Origin of the sequence: Chenggangzhangella methanolivorans, from assembly GCF_019797865.1 — a bacterium.
GTDB lineage: Bacteria > Pseudomonadota > Alphaproteobacteria > Rhizobiales > Methylopilaceae > Methylopila > Methylopila methanolivorans.
The window spans coordinates 298931-318915 of sequence record NZ_CP081869.1 but is presented as its reverse complement, the minus strand read 5'-3'; the positions used below and the strand labels follow the sequence as shown (position 1 = coordinate 318915).

The window sequence follows — 19985 nt, the reverse complement described above, 5'->3', positions numbered from 1 at the left end:
GGCCGTGTCTCCCTCAGCCCGCCAGCGCCGCGGGGCGCGGCGCGGGGACGGGACGCATGTCGGGAGCGAAGGCGCGGACTTGCGCGACGCGGGCCGAGGCGCCCGGCTCCAGCGCTTCGGCGAGCACGGAGGCCGCGCGAGCGGCGTCGGGCAAGGCGCGCAACGTCGGTTCCGGCGTCTTGATCCGCCAGGGACGGGCGTGCGGCCAGAGTGTGAGATAGGCGACGCGCGTGCCGGCCCCGAGCCCGAGCGAGAGGTCGCCGGAGCCGTCGCCGAGAAGCTTCAGGTCCGCCCGCGTGATGGTTTTCAGTGGCAGGTTGAGCGTCGCGGTAAGCGCGACCCCAATGGACAGCACCACCCGCCGGTCGGTGATGGTGTAGACCGAGCAGCGCGCCGTCGCCCATGCGAGAAGGGCCAGCAGACCGAGGGCGATCGCGGCGATCGGCAGCAGCGCCATCGCCCGCACGGCCGCAGCCTCGAGCCCGGCCTCTGCGTAGCCCGTCGCGGCCCGCCATGCGGCGAAGACTGCGAAATAGATCGCGACCTCGCGGCAGTGGAAGGCGCGCAGCGCCAGCCCCCGCCAGCCGGGCTGCCCCTGCCAGAGGATGCGCTCGCCCTCCGGCAGCGGGCCGGGCAGGCCGAAGGGGCGGGGCTCGCCCTCTTGCGGGCCCGGGCTCACAGCAGCGGCTCCGCGCGGCCGGGATGGGCGTAGAGCAGGCCGGCGCCGTAGAAGGCCGCGGTCTTCTCTTCTTCGAGCATCGTGACCTGGTCTGGGCTCGCGGTCTGGGGCACGCCCAAGAAATTGTCGGCGTAGAGCGCCGTCACGGTGATGCGCCCGCGGCGGCCGTCCACCTTGGCGAAGGGCGTGGGCAAGAGCGCCCTGCGGCCGCCCGAAAGCTCCACCTCGAAGTAGCGGATCATGTATTCGGACTGGTCGACCCAGACGTCCGACACGACGCCGCCGACCTGCCGGTCGCCGCCGACCACAGGCCAGCCGCGCGGGTCCGGATCTTCGGGCGCGAGGTGGAAGTCGGGCGCTGCGCGCAGCGGCACGATCTTGGGTCGGCCGTCGACGGTGAGGTCCGGATGGTTCGAGCGCTCGACCCAGGAGCCGGGGCCGACGCCCGCGGTCATCGGATCGCCGACGGGCACGTAGGGCGCGCCGGAGAAGCCCGCGGTCGGAGCGAGCGCGAGATCGGCGCGCTCGACCCGGCCGCTCGGCAGCGAAACCTCGCCGTGCCCGCCATGCAGCAGGTAGGTCTTGGGCGAGGGCGGCTTCGGGAAGCCGACGATCGAGACGCCGCGGCCGACCGGGTGGTCTTCGACCAGCGGGTAGCCTTCGCGCTTGTTCTCGCGGTGGAGGTAATAGATCAACCCGGCGAAGAACGCCCAAAAGAGATAGAGCGAAGTCAGCGCGAGATCGAAATGCTGGGTGAAGTGCAGATAGAGTACATGGCGTCTCTCCCGGCGATCGTTTCCGTTGCGGTCAGGCAGGCATGTCGGCGAGGCCGATCTTCTTGTTGGCGGCGTCTTCGCGGGCGTGCCGAACGAGCGGCCCGATCGCGATCAGGGTCATGACGAGAAGGGCGAGTTCGACGCCGTAGACGGCGCCGTAGCCGGCGTAAGGCGCGGCGCCCGGCAGATGCGCGACGGCGTCGCGAAGCGCCCCGCCGCAGGCGAGCGCAGCGCCCCCCGCTCGCCGACACCGCGCCCCAGGCGCCGAGCGCGAGGCCGGTGCGCTCCTTGTCCTCGAGCCCCATGGCGGCGCTGAGCGTGCCGACAGAGAACAGCCCGCCGCCGAAGCCGATGGCGAGCACGCCCAATCGGAAGAGAGCGGGGGATTCAAGCGGCCCAGACAGCATCACGGCGGCGAAGGCCGGCAGGCCAAGCGTCGCGCCGATCGCCGCCACCACCAGCGGGTCACGGCCGGCGGCGAGCGCACGTGCGGCGATCCAGAAGGCGAGGAGGGCGCCGGCTGCGAAGAGGGCGGTCAGCGCCGAGGTGCCGCCGACCGAGAGATGCAGCACCTGCCCGCCATAGGGCTCCAGCACGATGTCCTGCATCATGAAGGCCGCGGTTCCGAGGCCGAGCGCCCAGAGGAATCGCCGCGCGCGCCGGTCGGCCGTAAAGGCGCCCCATGCGTCGCGGAAGCGCGGGGTCTCGGCGGACCGCATCGCCTCGGCCCGCGAACGATCGCGCGGCTCCATCTTCCAGAGGGCGGCGACGTTCAGCACGAAGGTCGCGAGCGCGCAGCCTTGCACGACCTGGATGAGGCGAACCTCAGAGAACTTCGCCAGCAGCAGGCCGAACAGGAAGCCTGAAAACACCATGCCGGCGAGGAGGGACACATACATCAGCGCCACCACGCGGGCGCGGGTCTCGGGCTTGGCGAGGGTCGCTCGCGAGCGCGAGGCCCGCGGTCTGGGTGGTCTGAAGTCCCGCGCCGACAGCCAAGAAGGCGAGCGCCGCCGCGACGTGGCCGGCGTAGGGGACGGGGGCCGGGTCCATCGCAAGCACCAGCAGCGCGAAGGGCATGATGGCGAGCCCGCCGAACTGCATCAGCGTGCCGAACCAGATGAAGGGCGCGCGCCGCCAGCCGAAGGCGGAGCGGTGATGGTCGGACCGGAAGCCGATGACGGCGCGGAGCGGCGCTGCGATCAACGGCACCGCCACCATGGCGGCGACGAGCGCCGCCGGCACGCCGAGTTCGACGATCATGACGCGGTTGAGCGTGCCGACGAGCAGGACAGTGGCCATGCCGACCGACACTTGGAACAGTGAGAGCCGCAGCAGTCGCGAGAGCGGCAGGTCCTCGCTCGCGGCGTCCGCGAAGGGGAGGTAGCGGGTCCCGATCCCGCTCCAGATCCTGGCGGTGTGGCGGAGCGAAAGCGTCATGGCCGAACGAGCTCCATGACTTGGCTTATGTAGAAGCCGCTTGTCACCCGGGAGGAACGGCAGGCCTCGAACGCGGGAACCGACCGGGCGAGCGCGTCCCGGAGCGCGCGCTCGGCCACGGGCTCGATCGCAGGCGACCGGTCGGAGCGGGGAAACAGCTTTCCGACCGCGTGCATGGTCGCGAGCAGCGGCGTTCGCGGTGCGAAGGTGAAGAGCAGCGAGTGACGGGTGCGAGCGCCGAGATCCTTGAGAGTCGCGACCGCGTCCGTCATCGGATAGTGTATCAGCACGTCCATGGCGATTACGTAGTCGAAGCCACCGAGCGCCTCGTCGGCGAGATCGCCGACATGGAAGTCGAGGCGGCGGACGAGATCTTTGGGCGCACGATGGCGCGCGAGCGCCACGAGCTTCGGCGACAGGTCGATCGCGACCACATCGGCGCCGCGCCGCGCCGCCTCGACCGCAAGCGCGCCGGTGCCGCAACCGGCGTCGAGGATGCGGCGGCCCGACAGATCCTCCGGCAGCATGCTGAGGATTTCTGCGCGCATCCGCTCGCGGCCGGCCCGCACCGTCGCGCGGATGCGCCCGAGCGGCGCGTCGGAGGTCATCTGCTCCCAGGCGCGAACGGCGGTGCGGTCGAAATAGGTTTCGATCCGGGTCAGTCGGTCGCGATAGGCGGCGTCGCTCATCACATCCTCCCTCAGTCGAACCCGAGAAGATCGAAAATGTCGCGGTCCTTCAGGGATTTCGCCGTGCAGGGCTCGACCCCTGCCCAGAGCTGCGCGGCGAGCCGCAGATACTCGGCCTGCACCTCCGCGACGCCCTCGCCCTCCATCTCGAACAGGGTCGACTTCTTCAGCCGAGAGCGGCGGATGACGTCGAGATCCGGCAGGCGGCCCAGCGTCTTCATTCCCGTCGCGGCGTTGAAGCGCTCGATCTGGTCGACGTCGGCGGAGCGGTTGGCGATGCAGCCGGCGAGGCGCACGTCGTAGTTCTTCGATTTCGCGCCGATCGCCTGCACGATGCGGTTCATCGCGAAGATCGAGTCGAAGTCGTTGGCGGTCACCACCACGGCGCGCTCGGCGTGCTGGAGCGGGGCCGCGAAGCCGCCGCAGACGACGTCGCCCAGCACGTCGAAGATCACCACGTCGGTGTCCTCGAGCAGGTGGAACTCCTTGAGCAGCTTCACCGTCTGCCCGACCACATAGCCGCCGCAGCCCGTGCCGGCCGGGGGCCCGCCGGCCTCGACGCACATGACGCCGGCGTAGCCCTGGAACACGAAGTCCTCGACGCGCAGTTCCTCGGAGTGGAAGTTCACTGTCTCCAGCACGTCGATGACGGTCGGCATCAGCTGCTTGGTCAGCGTGAAGGTCGAGTCGTGCTTCGGGTCGCAGCCGATCTGAAGGACGCGCTTGCCGAGCTTCGCGAACGCGACCGAGAGGTTCGACGAGGTGGTGGACTTGCCGATGCCGCCCTTGCCGTAGACCGCGAAGACCTTGGCCCCCTCGATCTTCTGGGCCGGATCGAGCGCGACCTGCAGCGATCCCTCGCCGTCGAGGCGGCAGGGCCCGGCGGCCGAGGTGGTGATCTTGGTGTGGGCGTTCATCCCCGTCTCCTCAGGCCGCCGCCGGGGCGCCGGAGACGCCCTCCAGACGGTCTTCGAGTTCCTCGCCCGCCTCGCGCAGCGCCGCGCGCGTGGCGTCGTCGGGCGTCCAGTAATTGCGGTCTTGGGCCTCGATCAGCCGGTCGGCGACGCGCGATGCCGAGGTCTTGTTCAGCCGCGCGAGGCGCTCGCGCATCGCGGGATCGAGCAGGTAGACATCGGTGATCTGCCGGTAGACCCACGGGTCCACCTGGCCGGTGGTCGCCGACCAGCCGAGCGTGTTGGTGACATGCGCCTCGATGTGGCGGACGCCCTCATAGCCGTGGGCCAGCATCCCCTCGAACCACTTCGGGTTCAGGAGCCGCGTGCGGGTCTCGAGCGCCACCTGCTCGGAGAGCGTGCGCACCGCGCCCTCGCCGCGGGTCTGGTCGCCGATATAGACCGGCGGCGCGGAGCCGCGGGCGCGCTTGGAAAGTCGCGTCAAGCCGCCCAGCGTGTCGACATACTGGTCGAGCGTCGTGACGCCGGTCTCGACGCTTTCGAGGTTCTGGTAGGCGAGATCGACGCCCGAGAGCGCGGCGCTCAAAAGCTCCGGCTGCGCCTGCGGGCGGCCGTTGACGCCATAGGCGAAGCACTTCCGGCGCCCATAGGTCTCCGCGAGGTCGTCCTCGTCGGACCACAGGCCGTTCTCGATCAGGTGGTTGACGTTCGCCCCATAGGCGCCTTCCGCGTTCGAGAACACGCGCAGCGCCGCGGTCTCGAGGTCGCAGCCGGTCCTGGCCTGATAGGCCAGCGCGTTCTTGCGCACGAAGTTGCGGTCGGTGGGCTCGTCCGCCGAGGCCGCCATCCAGCAAGCTTCGGCGAGCAGGCGGACCTGAAGCGGAAGAAGGTCACGGAAGATGCCCGAAAGCGTCATCACGACGTCGATGCGGGGCGTATCCAGTTCGGCGAGCGGGACGAGCGTCGCGCCCGCGACCCGGCCATAGCCGTCGAAGCGCGGCCGGGCGCCCATCAGCGCCAGCGCCTGGGCGATCGGGCCGCCTTCCGTTTTCAGCGTGTCCGTGCCCCAGAGCACCAGCGCGACCGACTCCGGGAAGGCGTTTCCATCCGCCACATGCCGGGCGATGAGGCGAGCGGCCTGCCGGGCCCCGTCCTTCATCGCGAAGGCCGAGGGGATGCGGAACGGGTCGAAGCCGTGGAGATTGCGGCCCGTCGGCAGAATGCCCGGCGAGCGGATCAGGTCGCCTGCGGGCGCGGGGCGGATGAACCGCCCGTCGAGCGCGCGCAGGATGGCGGGCGTCTCGTGGTCCGTGCGCAAAAGCTCCGCGACGCCTTCCGGCGCCTCGCCGCCCGCGGCCTCGCCGAGCGCTGCGAGCGTTTCGGAAAGCTCCGCTTCGCCCGGCGTTTCGCCCACCACATGGAGCCCGTGCGGGATCAGCGCGTATTCGACTTCGAGAACCTGGGCCGCCAGCCGGCCGACCTTCGCCTCCGCGTCCTCCCAACCGTCGTCGGCGCCGGCGAGATCGAGCCCGACGGCCTGCGCGCGGATCACGGTCGCGAGCGTCTCGCGCTCGGCGGCGGACGTGTCCGGCTCAAGCGCGCGCCAGCGGTCGATCGAGGCCTTGAGGTCGATCAGCCCGCGATAGAGCCCGGCCTGCTCGAGCGAAGGGGTGAGGTAAGAGACAAGCGTCGCGGCCGCGCGGCGCTTGGCGAGCGCTCCCTCCGACGGGTTGTTGGCGGCGTAGAGATAGAGATTCGGAAGGTCGCCGATCAGCCGGTCGGGCCAGCATTTTGCGCCGAGCCCCACTTGCTTGCCCGGCATGAACTCCAGCGCGCCATGGGTGCCGAAATGAAGGACCGCGTCGGCGCCGAAGTCCTCGCGCAGGTATCGGTAGAAGGCCGAGAAGGCGTGGGTGGGGGCGAAGGACTTTTCGAACAGAAGCCGCATAGGATCGCCCTCGACGCCGAAGGCGGGCTGCACGCCGACGAAGACGTTGCCGAACTCCGCGCCGAGGACGAACAGCGAGCGGCCGTCCGAGAGCTGACGGCCGGGCGCCGGGCCCCAGACCTTTTCGATCTCGGCGAGGTGGCGTTCGCGCCGCACATGGTCGTCGGCGGGGATGCGCGCCGCGACATTGGCCTGCGCGCCGAAGCGTGCGGCGTTGCCCTCGAGAATCCTCTCGCGCAGCGCGTCGACGCTCTCCGGAAGCTCGACCGTGTAGCCGTCTTTCTTCAACGCCTTCAGCGTGTTGAACAGCGACGGAAACACCGCGAGATAGGCCGCGGAGCCGACCGCTCCGGCGTTGGGCGGGAAATTGAAGATCACCGTCGCGACCTTGCGCTCGGCCTTTGGCCTGGCGCGCAGGGACACGAGCCTGTCGACGCGGGCCGCGAGCATGGCGGCGCGCTCGGGATCGACGCCCATGTCGCCGGCCTCGCCGTCGCGGCCGCCGAACGTCATGGGACCGGTGGCGCCGTCGAGTTCGGGGATCGCCACCATGATGGTGGCCTCGACCGGGGAGAGGCCGCGCTCGCTTTCCCGCCAGCCGTCGAGGCTCTGGAACTCGACCGGATGCGCCGCGAGATAGGGGACGTCGAGGTTCGCCAGCAGCTCTTCGGCGGCTTTCGCGTCGTTGTACGCAGGGCCGCCGACGAGCGAGAATCCGGTGAGCGACACGAGCGCGTCGATGGCCGGGCGGCCGTTGACCATGAAGAATTTTTCGACCGCAGGCCGGACGTCGAGTCCGCTGGAGAAGGCCGGGATCACGCTGAGGCCCCGCGCCTCCAGCGCCGCGATCACGCCGTCATAGTGCCGCGTGTTTCCGGCGAGCAGGTAGGAGCGCATCACCAGCACGCCGACCGTCCCGCGGGACTTCGGCGCGCGGGGCAGGCGGGCGGCGTCCTCGCTGATCCTGCCTTTCAGCGCCGGGTGATAGACGCCGACTTCGGGGTAGACGACGGGCTCCGCGGCGGGAACCGTCCCGCGCAGAACCTTTCGGGGGCCGTCCGCATAGCGGTCGACGAGCAGGCGCACGAGGTTCGCGACGTTTTCCTCTGAGCCCGCGAGCCAGTATTGCAGCGTCAGGAACCAGGCCCTGAGATCCTGAGCGGTCCCCGGAATGAACCGCAGGATCTTCGGCAGCCGCCGCAGCATCTTCAGCTGCTCGGCGCCCGCGGTCGCAGCGCCGTTCTGGCCGCGCAGGCGCTTCAGCAGCGCGAGCGGACCGCTGGCGGGCTTGTCCATGGTGAGCCGGCCCATGCGGGTCAGCCGCGTCACCTCCGCGGCCGACATCACGCACACCATCGCGTCGCAGGCCTCGCGCCGCGCGGCGAGCGCCGGCAGGATCGCGCGGATGTGGTCGTCCATGAACAGCATGGTGACGATCACGATGTCGGCGCAGAGCACGTCGGCCTTGGCGCGTTCGAGCGCGGAAGGGTCGTCCTCCCAGCGGGCCGCCGCATGCAGGTCGAGGGTGAGGCCCGGCAGATCCTTATGGAGACGCGCGGCCGCGCGGTCGGTGGTCGCGCCGAGATGGTGGTCGAGCGTCACCACCACGACGCGGACGGGGACGGCGCTTGGCGCGCCGGGCCTATCGGCCGAAATGCGCTTTGGCGTCATAGAGCGTCTCCACCGTGATCGCGGCGATCCCGGTCTGGCGGGCGAAGCTTTCGGTGTTCCGGCGCGCCTTTCCGCGCACGAAGAAGGGGATTTTCTTGAGCTCCTGCTCGGCCGAAGCCTCCCAGACGATTCCGGCGTCGGGGGCAGGCTCGGCGGGCGGGGCGTCCATGGGCGCGTGGCCCGCGAGATGCGAGGGCAGGGCGCCGTCGGCGAATTCGAAGTCGTCGCGGAACATCGCCACGAGGTGCTCTTCGAGCCCCATCATCAGCGGGTGGACGAGCGTGTCGAAGAGGACGTTGGCGCCCTCGAACCCCATCACGGGCGAGGTGCGGGCCGGAAAATCCTGCACATGGACCGGAGCCGAGATCACCGCGCAGGGGATCCCGAGGCGCTTGGCGACATGCCGCTCCATCTGGGTGCCAAGGACCAGCTCCGGCTGGAGGGCTGCGATCGCCTTTTCGACCTCGAGATGGTCGTCGGTGATCAGCGCCTCGATACCGAGCTCTTCAGCTTTCGCGCGGACCTCTCGGGCGAATTCGCGCAAATAGGTGCCGAGCCCCACCACCTTGAAACCGAGTTCGCTCGCGGCGACGCGCGCGGTGGCGATCGCGTGGGTCGCGTCGCCGAAGATGAAGACGCGCTTGCCCGTGAGGTAGTTCGAGTCGACCGACCGGCTCCACCATGGCAGGCGCGTGCGCTCGTCGGCGAGGATTGGGGTGGGGTCCAGGCCGGCGAGGCTTGCGACCTCCTCCACGAAGGCGCGCGTCGCCCCGACGCCGATGGGGACGACCGTGGTGAAGGGCTGGCCGAACTGACGCTTCAGCCACTCGGCGGCGGTGCGGGCGATCTCGGGATAGAGCACGACGTTGAAGTCGGCGTCGCCGATGCGCGCGAGGTCGGCTGGGGAGGCTCCGAGCGGGGCCACGACGTTGACCGTGAGGCCGAGCCGTTCGAGCAGCCCGCGGATCTCGGCGACATCGTCGCGGTGGCGGAAGCCGAGCGCGGTCGGGCCGAGGATGTTGCAGGTCGGTCGACGTTCCCCCTCCCCCTTGTGGGGAGGGGTGAGGGGTGGGGGTGGTTCAGAACAGGGCGCCGCGGGCGACGCAGCTCTACGCTCGCGCGCTTGGCCTTCTCCGGAACCACCCCCACCCTCACCCTCCCCACAAGGGGGAGGGGGTGGAGGCGTCGCGCCCTTCGATCCCGCCAGCGTCCGCACCAGCCGGTAAAAGGTCTCCGCCGCGCCCCAGTTCTCCTTCTTGGAGTAGGCCGGCAGCTCAAGCGCCACCACGGGGATCGGCAGCCCGACGGCGGCCGCAAGGCCCCCCGGATCGTCCTGGATCAGCTCTGCGGTGCAGCTCGCGCCGACCAGCATCGCCTGCGGCTGGAAGCGCTCGTAAGCGTCCGTGATCGCGGTCTTCAGCTTATCGGCGGTGTCGCCGCCGAGGTCGCGCGCCTGAAACGTCGTGTAGGTCACAGGCGTCCGCTCGCCGCGCCGCTCGATCATCGTGAACAGCAGGTCGGCGTAGGTGTCGCCCTGCGGGGCGTGCAGCACGTAGTGGACGCCGCGCATCGCGGTCGCGACGCGCATGGCGCCGACATGGGGCGGTCCTTCATAGGTCCACATGGCGAGCTGCATGGCCTCAGACCTCCAGCAGCTCTCGCCGGGCCAGGGGCCGGGCGAAGAGTTCGGCGAGGTCTCCGGCCTGTTCGTAGCCGTGGGTCGGCGTGAACAGCAGTTCGATGGACCACTTGGTCGCGAGGCCTTCCGCCTCGAGCGGATTGGCGAGGCCGAGGCCGCAGACGGTGAGGTCGGGCCTTTCGGCCCTGCAGCGGTCCAGTTGCCGGTCGACGTCCGCGCCCTCGACGATCTGGGTTCCGGCCGGCAGCAGAGCGAGATCCGGCGCGAGCCAGCGGCCGTGCAGATAGGGCGTGCCGACCTCGATGATCTCCGCTCCGAGCTCGCGGGACAGGAACCGCGCCAGCGGCGGCTCCAGCTGGCTGTCGGGGAAGAACATGACCCGCTTGCCCTCGAGCCTCGCCGCATGGCGCGAGACGGCGACGCGGGCGCGGTTCTCCTTGAGCGCGGTGACCTCGCGCACCCTCTGGGGCGAGATCCCGAACGCCTCCGCGGCGGCCGACAGCCATGCGGTGGTGCCCTCGGCCCCGAAGGGGAAAGGAGCGACGACGCCGGAACACCCGCGGGCGTCCAGCGCCGTCGCAGTCGCGCCGAGGAACGGCTGGGCGAGGAGATATCTCGTCCGGGGGCCCAGCGCCGGCGCGGCGTCGGCGCGCCGCGCGGGCAGGAAGCGGACGTCAGGAATCCCCAATTCCGAGAAGAGCCGCGCGAACTGGTCCTCGACGATGTCGGGCAGCGCGCCGACCACGACGAGCTGCTCCGGGGCGTTGGCGGCCTGCTGCGGAGCGGCGGCCACCAGCGCCGACAGGCAGGCGTCCTCGCCCTCGGTGAAGGTCGTCTCGATGCCGCTGCCCGAATAGGCCAGCACCCGGACGTCCGGCGCGAGTCTTTGCGAGAGCCGCGTCGCAGCCTTCGCGAGGTCGAGCTTGATGACCTCGGAGGGGCAGGAGCCCACGAGGAACAGCGTCCGGATGTCCGGCCGACGCTCGAGCACCTGGCCGACCACCCGGTCGAGTTCGTCATGCATGTCGGCCATGCCGGCGAGATCACGCTCCTCCATGATGGCGGTGGCGAAGCGCGGCTCGGCGAAGATCATGACGCCGGCGGCAGACTGCAGGAGATGCGCGCAGGTGCGCGAACCGACCACGAGGAAGAACGCGTCCTGGATTTTTCGGTGCAGCCACACGATGCCGGTGAGCCCGCAGAACACCGCCCGCTGCCCGCGCTCGCTGCGGATTTTTGGGGCGTCGCAGCCCAAAGGAAGGGCGACCGGCGCGTTCATGGCGCGGCCTCGACAGTGAGGCGCGACGGTCCCATCCCCCTCTCCCGCATGGCGGGAGAGGGTACGGGTGAGGGGACGTCGGAGACGCTTGCGCCACGTCCCCTCATCCGACCTTCGCCTTCGGCTCGGCCACCTTCTCCCGCAGGCGGGAGAAGGGAAGACTCCAACCGCGCCGCCCTCAGCTTCAGCAGGAACTGCGTGGCGTTGATCGCGTAGGTCGCATAGGCCGCGAGCGCGATCGTCACCTGGACATGCGGATCAGCGCCGAGCGCGAGCGCTGCGAGATAGGCGGTGTGGAGCGCGATCACGCCCATCGACACCACGTCCTCCCAGAAGAACGCGGGGGCGAACAGCCAGCGGCCGAAGACGACCCGTTCCCAGATCGAGCCCGTGACCATGATCGCGTAGAGCAGCGCGTCTTCAGGACGATCGACACGGTGGCGGCGAGGAACCCTTCGCCGGTGGCGAGGAAGCGCAGCACCAGCGCGAGAGAGATCACGAAGACGAGGAATTGCAGCGGCGCGAGCACGCCCTGGACGAGCGTCCAACGCGTCGCGTCGCGTCTCGCGCGCTCTTCGCTCGTGTAGAGCGGGCGGCGATCTGCAGTGAGGGCGCGCCTTGCCGGCATCTTCCAAAGTCCCTCGTGACTCTCGTCCGAGACAGACGGTGGAACGGCGCTAGCCAAGTGTCAAGAAAGTTGGACGTATAAAATAATTTACGCTTTTCGGCGCCGCAGCGCAGGATTCTGCTACCCCATTGCCTCTATTGAACGATCTACGGTTGTGCGTCGCCGCAGGCCGGTATTGGCCTGATGGCGCGCAATCGAAGTGCGAAATAGAGGGATTGACACCCCCTATCATCGGGAGGACGGTCGATTTAGCGCAGGCGAGACACATCGTCGCGCAAGGGGAGGGGCGCCGGTGGTGATCCTCGACGAGGCAGGAACGTCGTCCACCTGCGAGCAGGCGGTCGGAACCGAACGCGAACTTCGGGCCTTCGCCCGCGGCGCGCCCATCCAGCGAAGCGCGACCCTCGCGCGGGTCATCGAAGCCGACATCATACCCCGCCTTCTTCTCGCGCGCGGGCCTGTCGGACGCGCCTCTGCGCCCGCGAGCCTAGAGGTCGACGCGGAAGACATCGCGGGCTTTGCGGCGATGATGGTGGCGCTCGATCTCCGCAAGGCCGAAACTCGTGGTCGCGCGCGCGCTCGAAAGCGGCGTCGCGATCGAGACGGTGTTGCTCGACCTGCTGGCTCCGACCGCCCAGCGGCTCGGCCAGATGTGGGTCGACGACGAACTCACCTTCACCGACGTCACCGTCGGCCTCTGCACGCTCCAGAACCTGCTGCGCAGCGTCACCTCGGGCGAGGCCGCCGACCCGCGCGCGCTCTTCGACGGCCGCATCCTGCTGTCCGCGACTCCGGGCGAGCAGCACACCTTCGGCGTGTTGATGCTGGAGACCATGTTCCGCCGCGCCGGCTGGGACACGGTCGGCCTGCCGCTGACGGATACGGACGAGATCTGCGCCATGGTCGGCCGGCGCGATTTCTCCGTCGTCGGCTTTTCGCTGTCGCGCGAAAGCGCGCTCGAGGACCTGGCGGGGCTGATCGCCCAGGTTCGAAGAGCGTCGCGCAATTCCAGCGTCGTCGTCATGGTCGGGGGACGCGTCTTCAACGATGAGCCGTCCCTGGTGAGGCGGGTCGGCGCGGACATCACCGCGCAGGACGGGAAGGGGGCTCTCGTTGCATCCCATTCCGCGGTGTGCTCAAGAATGCAGACCCATTGATGGGATTGATCCCCCAACGGATTGCGCCTCGCCATGCAGCCTCTGGTCGCCGAGGACCTGATCGCCGGATTCGCTAAGGTGGACGAATGGTTCGCCGGCCTTGAGCCGGCCGCGGCTGCGCGCATGGTGTCTTCCGCGGCCGACATCGCGCTGGTGCTCGACGGCGACGGCGTGGTGCGCGACGTCTCCTACACGGCGAACGACCCGGCCCCGCGCGACATGGAGGACTGGGTCGGCCGGCGCTGGACAGAGATCGTCACCATCGAGAGCCGGCCCAAGGTCGAGGCGCTGTTGAGGGACGCAGGTCCCGTCGGCCCGACGCGCGGCCGCGAGATCAACCTCACCAGCCCCGGCGAAACCTCGATGCCGGTGCGCTTCTCCGCGATGCTGCTGCCGAAGGACGGGCGCGTGCTTGCGCTCGGCCGGGACCTGCGCGCCGTCGCGAGCCTCCAGCAGAAGCTGGTCGAGACCCAGCTGATGCTGGACCGCGAATACAGCCGCATCCGCAACGCCGAGACGCGCTATCGGCTGCTGTTCCAGCTCTCGACCGAAGCCGTGCTGATCGTCGACGACGCGACCGAGCGCGTCGCGGAGGCGAATGCGGCGGCCGCCAAGATCATCGGCGATCCCTCCCAGCGCATCGTCGGGCGCTCGTTCCATGACCTGTTCGACGCGCGAAGCGCCGCGAACCTGCGCCGCCTGATCGCGACCGCCCGCACGCTCGGCCATGCCGACAGCCTGCGCATCGGCCTCGCGGGCGCGGCTTCCGAGCTGGTGGCTTCAGCCTCGGTGTTCCGCCAGGAGGCCGCCACCTATCTGCTCGTCCGCCTCGCGCCCGCGGCGGACGGCGCCGCGGCGGTCGAGGCCGGTCACCGCTCGCAGGCGCTCGACGCCGTGATGCGGATGCCCGACGGCTTCGTGGTGGTGGACGAACGCCAGCGCATTCTCGACGCCAACCCCGCCTTCCTCGCGCTGATCGAGCTCGTGTCGCTCGACGCGCTCAAGGGCGCTCGGCTCGACAGCTGGCTCGGGCGCCCGGGCGTCGAGGCGCAGCTCCTCATCGCAAACCTGCGCGAGCACGGCTCGCTGCGTGATTTCTCGACCATCCTGCGCGGCGAGTTCGGCAGCATCGAGCAGGTCGACGTGACTGGCGTGGCGGCCGGAAACGCCGGCGCGCCCTGCTACGGCCTCGTCATCCGTCCCGTGCGCCGCCGGCCCGCGACGCCGTCCTCAGCGGCTCCGGGCGAGGGGTTCCGCTCAGTCGAGCAGCTCACCGAGCTTGTCGGCCGCGTCTCGCTCAAGGAACTTGTGCGGGAGTCGACCGACCTCGTCGAAAAGCTCTGCATCGAGGCGGCGCTGAGGCGGACCGACGACAACCGGGCGTCCGCGGCGCAGATCTTGGGATTGAGCCGCCAGAGCCTCTATTCGAAGCTTCGTCGGCACGGCCTCGCGCGTGACGACGAGTCGCCCGACGACACCTGACAGTCGTCAACCAAAGTTGACGTTTGAATCGTCAAAAATATTGGACATGAGGTCGCGGCCCGCCTAGCCTTGGGCCATGTCCGCGCCAGCGCCCAGCGCCGTCCTGGAACTGCTGAAGCCCATCACTTGGTTCGCGCCGATGTGGGCCTTCGGCTGCGGGCTAGTGTCGTCCGGCGCGCCGCTCGCCGAGCGCTGGCCGCTCGTGGTGGCGGGCGTGCTGCTCGCAGGGCCTTTGGTCTGCGCGACGAGCCAGGCGGCCAACGACTGGTTCGACCGCCATGTCGACGCCATCAATGAGCCGAACCGGCCAATCCCGTCTGGACGCATTCCCGGCCGCTGGGGCCTCTGGATCGCGCTGATTTGGACCGCGCTCTCCGCGGCCCTTGGCGCGGCGCTTGGGCCGGCGGTGTTCGCCGCGGCGGTGGTCGGGCTCGCGCTCGCCTGGGCCTACAGCGCGCCGCCGTTGAGGCTGAAGCGGAACGGCTGGTGGGGCAACGCCGCGGTGGGGCTCTGCTACGAGGGCCTGCCCTGGTTCACGGGCGCGGCCGTCGTCTCGGCCGTCGCGCCCGACATGCGGGTCGTGACGCTCGCGCTGCTCTACAGCGCCGGCGCGCACGGCATCATGACGCTCAACGATTTCAAGGCGATCGAGGGTGACCGCGCGCTCGGCGTCCGTTCGCTGCCCGTCCAACTCGGCCCGGAACGCGCCGCTCGCCTCGCCTGCTGGGTGATGGCGCTGGCGCAGGTCGGGGTGATCGCGGCGCTCATCTGGTGGGGAGCGTCCCTCCATGCAGCGATCGTCGGCGCGCTGTTGCTCGCCCAGATCGCGCTGATGGCGCGGTTCCTGACGGATCCTCGTGGAAAGGCCGCCTGGTACAACGCGACCGGAACGACGCTCTACGTGCTCGGCATGCTGGCCGCGGCCTTCGCGCTCGCCGGAGGCGCGGGAACATGAGCGTGCGGGCGCAGCGTCTCCGCTCCCTCCCCCTTGCGGGGAGGGGAGAAAGGGAGCTCGGAGGATGAGCGGCTTCGGCTGGGTTCAGATTGTCCGGCTCGGCCTCGCGCAGACTGCGCTCGGAGCCGTGGTCGTGCTCACCACCTCGACGCTGAACCGCGTGATGGTAGTGGAGCTCGCGCTGCCCGCTCTCGTGCCGGGCCTTTTGGTCGCGCTCCACCATGCCTCGCAGATGCTCCGTCCGCGCTGGGGCTTTGGATCGGACCGAGGCGGGCGCCGCACGCCGTGGATCGTCGGCGGCATGGCGCTGCTGGCGCTCGGCGGCGTTCTGGCCGCGGTCGCGACCGCGCTGATGGCCGAGGATTTTTCCGCCGGCCTTGCGCTCGGCGTCGTCGCCTTCCTCGCCATCGGGATCGGCGTCGGGGCTTGCGGGACCAACCTGCTGGTCCTGCTCGCGACCCATGTCGGCAAGGGCCGCCGGGCCGCCGCCGCCACCATCGTCTGGACCATGATGATCGCGGGCTTCGTGATCACCGGCGCGGGCGCAGGCCGCTTCCTCGACCCGTTCTCGCCGGAGCGGCTGGTCGCAGTCTCCTGCGCGGTGTCGGGCCTCGCCTTTCTTGTGACGGTCGCGGCGGTGTGGCGGCTTGAGCCGGCGCGCTCGCCGGCGGCCGAACGCGCCGCGACGCGCGCCGCCGCGACGCCGTTCCGCGAGGCGCTGAAGACGATCTGGGCCGAGGACGAGGCGCGCCGCTTCACCTGGTTCGTGCTCGCCTCAATGCTCGCCTATTCGATGCAGGACCTGATCCTCGAGCCCTTCGCCGGTCTCGTCTTCGGCATGAGCGCGGGCGAGACCACGCGGCTGTCGGGCCTGCAGAATGCCGGCACGCTCGCAGGCATGATCGGCGTCGCGATGCTTTCGGGCGCGTTCGGCGAGACGCCGTCCGGCCTTCTGAAGCGCTGGATCATCGCCGGCTGCCTCGCATCCGCGCTTGCGTTGGCGGCGATCGCGACCGCGGGGCTCGGCGGATCGGAGGCCGCCATCCACCCAGCGGCCTTCGCGCTCGGCCTCGGCAACGGCGCCTTTGCGACAGCGGCCATCGGTTCGATGATGGGTCTCGCCGGCCGCGGCGACCCGGCGACCCGCGGCGCGCGGATGGGCCTCTGGGGCGCCGCTCAAGCGGTCGGCTTTGGGTTTGGTGGTCTGCTGGGCGCGCTCGCCGCCGATGTCGCGCGGTTCGCTATCGGATCGACGGCCGCGTCTTACGCGCTGGTGTTTCTCGGCGAGGCTGCGCTGTTCGCCGCGTGCGCGGTGTTCGCGCTGAGGCTCGGCGGGGCAAACGCGGGGATGAGCGAACTGTGTGCTTCGAGACAGCCCTTCGGGCCTCCTCAGCATGAGGGAGGGTGAGGATGCCAATCGGGCTGTTTCATCACGCTCAAGTCATGCCGATCGCAAACCTTCCTCATGCTGAGGAGCCTCGCATCCGCGAGGCGTCTCGAAGCACGCAGTTCGCTTGTGCAGTTCACCGGGAGGCGATCCGATGACCGAGGCCTTCGACGTCGTCGTGGTGGGAGGCGGCCCGTCCGGGTCGACCGCCGCCGCCGATCTCGCGCGGGCTGGCCGCCATGTCGCGCTCCTCGACCGGGCGGGACGGGTAAAACCCTGCGGCGGCGCGATCCCGCCGCGCACGCTCACCGACTTCGACATTCCCGAAAGCCTGCTGGTGGCCCGCGCCCGCTCGGCCCGGGTGATCGCGCCTTCGGGTCGCGGCGTCGACATGCCGATCGACGACGGGTTCGTGGGCATGGTGGATCGCGAGGTTTTCGACGAATGGCTGCGCGACCGTGCGTCCCGCGCCGGCGCGTCGAGGCTCACCGGGACCTTCATCGGCCTCGAGCGCGATCCGGACGGCGTGGCGGCTGTGCTGTGGCGGCCGAAGGGCTCCGACGAGACGCAGCGGCTGCGCGCGAGATGCGTGATCGGGGCTGACGGCGCCAACAGCCAGGTGGCGCGCGCGGCGCTCCCGGGCCAGAAGGCGCCCTTCGTCTTCGCCTATCACGAGATCGTCGAGGTCCCCGATCGCGCCGACGAGGTCTTCGACGGCCGCCGCTGCGACATCCATTATGACGGCCGCTTCTCGCCCGATTTCTATTCCTGGATCTTCCCGCATGGCGGGACGGCAAGCATCGGCACGGGAAGCGCCCAGAAAGGTTTTGCGCTTCGCGAATCCATCGCCGCGCTCCGGATCAAGATCGGGTTGGAGCACTGCCGCACGCTTCGCCGCGAAGGCGCGCCGCTGCCGCTGAAGCCTCTCAAGCGCTGGGACAATGGCCGCGACGTCGTGCTCATCGGCGACGCAGCGGGCGTCGTCGCGCCGGCGTCGGGCGAGGGCATCTGGTACGCGATGACCTGCGGGCGGATGGCCGCCGAGCAGGTCGACGTCTTCCTCGCCACCGGAGACGCGCGGGGGCTGTCGGGCTTGCGAAGACGCTTCCTGAAACAGCATGGCCGCGTGTTCTTCGCGCTCGGGATCCTGCAGCGCTTCTGGTACGCGAGCGACCGGCGGCGGGAACGGTTCGTGGCGCTCTGCGGCGACCCCGACATCAGCCGTCTGACTTGGCGCGCCTATCTCGATAAGGGCCTCGTGCGTTCAGACTTGCTGGCGCATCTGCGGATATTCTTCAAGGATCTCGCGCACCTTCTCGGAATTGTCTCGCCGTGGCGCCGCGCACCCGGAAGGCGCGCTTGAGCTTGTTTTGGCCGCTCATTTCTGCAAACGCCGGACGAGATCGACGAACTGCGCGACGCCCGCGACCGTCAGCGCCGCTAGGATAACGGTTTCTGGCCAACCGACCAACGCCGCCCGGAGCGCGATCATCAATGCGGCGCCTGCGAAAATAAAAGGTCCAAATTCCATCAAGGCCTCGCCTCCGCGGCTTCGCCTCAGCCAGCCTATCAACGCCGCTTCCAGAGCGAGCGCCGCCAAGGCCAAATCGGCGATGAGGCCGCTTGTCACAAAGGTTGACATCCATCTCCCTCATTCTTGATGCGCTGGGGGGACACCGTCGACCTCGACATCATGCTCGACAACCCACGATGGCGGTTTGGAGAGCTTCCGTCGCGCGTCTGCTTGTCAGCCCGAGCGCCGAGATAAGAATAGTGTTGGTCGCCTCAAAAGCAGGCAAAGCGGTCCTGCGCGCCGGCGTTCAGTCGATGGTGGTGTGGAGAGCCTAAGAGTCGGTCGCGACGGTGTTCAACGCCGCCACGCCTCCATGGGGCAGATGGCGACCGTGAACCTGATCGCCATCTGCCTGATATCCGGACTCGTGGCGCGCCTCACCAAGGACCACTTCGCCCGGCGCAAGGCGGGCAGGAACCCGCGGGTTGTCGCGAGCTCTATGCCGGAGCTGGAAAGTCAGATCGAAGGAGATCTGGAGCGGGACGGGTTGACGTCACCACGCCGGGCGGGCGCGCGGCGCGTGGGCCTCAGACCGGAGCCGCCGCAGTTTCGCGCGCAGGCTCCGGTCTGGCGAGCCTGAGCGCCAGCCAACCAGCAAGTCCTGCGGCCAGCGAGCCAAGCAGGATGCCGACCTTCACCTCGTTCTGGAGCGTCGGGTCGTCCGCGAAAGCCAGCAGCCCGATGAACAGGCTCATTGTGAAGCCGATGCCGCAGAGCAGCGAGACGCCGAGAAGCTGAGGCCAGCTCGCGCGCGCCGGAAGGTCCGCCCATCCCATCCGGATGACGAGCGCGGCGCTTCCGAAGACGCCGACGAGCTTGCCGAGGAGAAGGCCGAGCGCGACGCCGAGCGTCAGGTGGTTGGTCAGCGATTCCGCAGTCATGCCTGAAAAGGACACGCCCGCATTGGCGAAGCCAAAGATCGGGATGATGACGAAGGGCACGACGCGATGGAGCGCGTGCTCGAGCCGATGAAGCGGTGAATGATCGACGTCGTCGACCTTTCCCGGCGTCGGCCGAAGCGGGATGGTCAGCGCAAGCGCGACGCCTGCGAGGGTGGCGTGAACGCCCGACTTCAGCACCAGGAACCACAGGACCGCGCCAAGCAGCAAATAGGGCGTGAGGGACGTGACGCCCGCGCGGTTGAGGGCGACCAGCGCAACGACCGTCCGGCGGCGAGATAAAGCCCCGAGAGGTCGGCGGTGTAGAACAGCGCGATGATGATGACCGCGCCAAGGTCGTCGATGATGGCGAGCGCGGTGAGAAAGACCTTGAGAGAGGTCGGCACGCGGTCGCCGAGCAGCGACAGCACGCCGAGCGCGAAGGCGATGTCGGTCGCGGCCGGAATCGCCCATCCGCGCAGCGTCGCCGGGTCGTTCCAATTGAGGCCTGCATAAATCAGCGCCGGCGCGACCATGCCGCCGAGCGCCGCGACGCCGGGCAGGACGCGGCGCGACCAGGTCGAGAGCTGGCCGTCGAGAACCTCGCGCTTGATCTCGAGCCCGACGAGCAGGAAGAACACGGCCATCAGGCCGTCATTGATCCAGTGCGAGACGCTCAACGGTCCGACGTAGGCCTTGAGCGCCGCTTCGTAGCCGGCGCCGAGAGGAGAGTTCGCGACGATCAGCGCCGCGGCCGCGGCCGCCATGAGCAGCAGCCCCCCGGACGCCTCGCTGTCGAGAAACGAACGGAACATGGAGAAGGGGCGGCGCGGCGGCGCAAGGGTCATCGGCTCTCCGGCTCTTGGGATCGTTCCAATAGCTAGGCTAGC

Annotated in this window: 13 protein-coding genes and 3 pseudogenes; 5 read left to right on the top strand and 11 right to left on the bottom strand. The window is 69.6% G+C overall.

Annotated features, from left to right (window positions below):
• Positions 1-13: 13 nt before the first annotated feature.
• From puhB to bchF, 9 genes and pseudogenes are all read right to left on the bottom strand, one after another.
• A complete protein-coding gene (puhB, locus tag K6K41_RS01655) occupies positions 14-679 on the bottom strand; it encodes a photosynthetic complex putative assembly protein PuhB (RefSeq protein ID WP_261403661.1) in 666 nt (221 codons plus the stop codon).
• Complete coding sequence (gene puhA / locus K6K41_RS01650) at positions 676-1413, bottom strand: photosynthetic reaction center subunit H (protein ID WP_315855264.1); 738 nt, start codon at positions 1411-1413, stop codon at positions 676-678. The genes puhB and puhA overlap by 4 nt, the downstream gene beginning before the upstream one ends.
• A gap of 73 nt (positions 1414-1486) precedes the next feature.
• Positions 1487-2895 (bottom strand): annotated as a pseudogene (locus K6K41_RS01645) (BCD family MFS transporter).
• Positions 2892-3584, bottom strand: coding sequence for a magnesium protoporphyrin IX methyltransferase (gene bchM, locus K6K41_RS01640; RefSeq protein ID WP_261403660.1), 693 nt, complete (start codon positions 3582-3584; stop codon positions 2892-2894). The pseudogene K6K41_RS01645 and the gene bchM overlap by 4 nt, the downstream one beginning before the upstream one ends.
• Before the next feature lie 11 nt (positions 3585-3595).
• A complete protein-coding gene (gene bchL / locus K6K41_RS01635) occupies positions 3596-4501 on the bottom strand; it encodes a ferredoxin:protochlorophyllide reductase (ATP-dependent) iron-sulfur ATP-binding protein (RefSeq protein WP_261403659.1) in 906 nt (301 codons plus the stop codon).
• Between the two features lie 10 nt (positions 4502-4511).
• Positions 4512-8117, bottom strand: coding sequence for a magnesium chelatase subunit H (locus K6K41_RS01630; protein WP_261403658.1), 3606 nt, complete (start codon positions 8115-8117; stop codon positions 4512-4514).
• A complete protein-coding gene (gene bchB / locus K6K41_RS01625) occupies positions 8089-9753 on the bottom strand; it encodes a ferredoxin:protochlorophyllide reductase (ATP-dependent) subunit B (protein ID WP_261403657.1) in 1665 nt (554 codons plus the stop codon). Before bchB ends, K6K41_RS01630 begins: the two co-directional genes overlap by 29 nt.
• A gap of 4 nt (positions 9754-9757) precedes the next feature.
• Positions 9758-11035: a ferredoxin:protochlorophyllide reductase (ATP-dependent) subunit N gene (locus tag K6K41_RS01620; RefSeq protein WP_261403656.1), complete on the bottom strand. Its 1278-nt coding sequence runs from the start codon at positions 11033-11035 to the stop codon at positions 9758-9760.
• A 137-nt stretch (positions 11036-11172) separates the two neighbouring features.
• Positions 11173-11663 (bottom strand): annotated as a pseudogene (gene bchF, locus K6K41_RS01615) (2-vinyl bacteriochlorophyllide hydratase); the annotation flags it as partial.
• 563 nt (positions 11664-12226) lie between these two features.
• Here bchF and K6K41_RS01610 point away from each other — a divergent pair.
• The 5 genes from K6K41_RS01610 (at position 12227) to K6K41_RS01590 (ending at position 18007) form a co-directional block, all read left to right on the top strand.
• Positions 12227-12820 carry a cobalamin B12-binding domain-containing protein gene (locus tag K6K41_RS01610; RefSeq protein WP_261403655.1) on the top strand — a complete coding sequence of 198 codons (594 nt, stop codon included), beginning with the start codon at positions 12227-12229 and terminating at the stop codon, positions 12818-12820.
• 33 nt (positions 12821-12853) lie between these two features.
• Positions 12854-14302, top strand: a complete 1449-nt coding sequence (ppsR, locus tag K6K41_RS01605) for a transcriptional regulator PpsR (protein ID WP_261403654.1) — start codon at positions 12854-12856, stop codon at positions 14300-14302.
• Positions 14303-14378: 76 nt separating this feature from the next.
• A complete protein-coding gene (gene chlG, locus K6K41_RS01600; RefSeq protein ID WP_261403653.1) occupies positions 14379-15257 on the top strand; it encodes a chlorophyll synthase ChlG in 879 nt (292 codons plus the stop codon).
• Positions 15258-15321: 64 nt separating this feature from the next.
• On the top strand, positions 15322-16665 hold the full coding sequence (locus K6K41_RS01595) for a BCD family MFS transporter (protein WP_261403652.1): 1344 nt from the start codon (positions 15322-15324) through the stop codon (positions 16663-16665).
• A gap of 133 nt (positions 16666-16798) precedes the next feature.
• Positions 16799-18007 (top strand): geranylgeranyl diphosphate reductase, encoded by a 1209-nt coding sequence (locus tag K6K41_RS01590; protein ID WP_261403651.1) that lies wholly within the window; start codon positions 16799-16801, stop codon positions 18005-18007.
• Positions 18008-18022: 15 nt separating this feature from the next.
• On the opposite strand, the gene K6K41_RS01585 is transcribed toward K6K41_RS01590, so the two are convergent.
• Positions 18023-18286, bottom strand: coding sequence for a hypothetical protein (locus tag K6K41_RS01585; RefSeq protein ID WP_261403650.1), 264 nt, complete (start codon positions 18284-18286; stop codon positions 18023-18025).
• 458 nt (positions 18287-18744) lie between these two features.
• Positions 18745-19943: pseudogene (nhaA, locus tag K6K41_RS01580) on the bottom strand (Na+/H+ antiporter NhaA).
• Positions 19944-19985 lie beyond the last annotated feature (42 nt).

Bases quoted from the DNA above. Each gene is read 5' to 3' on its own strand.
- bchM (WP_261403660.1), bottom strand. From the start codon at position 3,584: ATGAGCGACGCCGCCTATCGCGACCGACTGACCCGGATCGAAACCTAT.
- bchL (WP_261403659.1), bottom strand. From the start codon at position 4,501: ATGAACGCCCACACCAAGATCACCACCTCGGCCGCCGGGCCCTGCCGC.
- K6K41_RS01630 (WP_261403658.1), bottom strand. From the start codon at position 8,117: ATGACGCCAAAGCGCATTTCGGCCGATAGGCCCGGCGCGCCAAGCGCC.
- bchB (WP_261403657.1), bottom strand. From the start codon at position 9,753: ATGCAGCTCGCCATGTGGACCTATGAAGGACCGCCCCATGTCGGCGCC.
- K6K41_RS01620 (WP_261403656.1), bottom strand. From the start codon at position 11,035: ATGAACGCGCCGGTCGCCCTTCCTTTGGGCTGCGACGCCCCAAAAATC.
- ppsR (WP_261403654.1), top strand. From the start codon at position 12,854: ATGCAGCCTCTGGTCGCCGAGGACCTGATCGCCGGATTCGCTAAGGTG.
- chlG (WP_261403653.1), top strand. From the start codon at position 14,379: ATGTCCGCGCCAGCGCCCAGCGCCGTCCTGGAACTGCTGAAGCCCATC.
- K6K41_RS01595 (WP_261403652.1), top strand. From the start codon at position 15,322: ATGAGCGGCTTCGGCTGGGTTCAGATTGTCCGGCTCGGCCTCGCGCAG.
- K6K41_RS01590 (WP_261403651.1), top strand. From the start codon at position 16,799: ATGACCGAGGCCTTCGACGTCGTCGTGGTGGGAGGCGGCCCGTCCGGG.
- K6K41_RS01585 (WP_261403650.1), bottom strand. From the start codon at position 18,286: ATGTCAACCTTTGTGACAAGCGGCCTCATCGCCGATTTGGCCTTGGCG.